Annotated in this window: 1 protein-coding gene; it reads left to right on the forward strand. The window is 73.9% G+C overall.

The window, feature by feature from the left end; translation table 11 throughout:
* Positions 1-303, forward strand: a 303-nt coding sequence (locus G3I71_RS47185; RefSeq protein ID WP_203733143.1) for a helix-turn-helix domain-containing protein, incomplete at its 5' end; no start/stop codon positions are given.
* Between the last annotated feature and the right edge of the window lie 161 nt (positions 304-464).

Consider the following 464-nt stretch of genomic DNA (forward strand, 5'->3'; position numbering starts at 1 on the left):
GGGCACCTGCAGCACGACGAGCTCGTGACGGTGGAGGACGCCCGCGCGCGGTACGGCGTGCCGTCGTCGACGATCTGGTCGTGGAAGCGTCGCGGGCGGATCCACCACTACGGCGAGGACGAGCGCGGCCGCCACCTGTACCGCGTGCGCGACGTCCTGGACCTGCGAGACGGCGACCGGCCCGCCCGGCCCAGCGCTGGTGACTCGCCGCCGAGCCTCGGCCACACGCCCGGGGCGGAGCGCGTCGAGGCGCTGCTCGCGGGTCTCGTGTACGTCTCACCTCCCGCCGCCGACGACAGGTAGGCAGCACGCCACGTCCGTGCTGCTTGCGCTCCGAATCACAACGGTGCAAGATGGGCCGCGCAGACGTGTGCCTAGGCCCGGACCGGAGACGGTTCCGGGCCTTCGTGCTTCCCGGGCAACGCACGGCCCGGGACGCAGGTCGCCCCGCAGCGCGCTGGCGT

The sequence above is a fragment of the Streptomyces sp. SID12501 genome (assembly GCF_010550245.1).
Classification (GTDB): domain Bacteria; phylum Actinomycetota; class Actinomycetes; order Streptomycetales; family Streptomycetaceae; genus Streptomyces.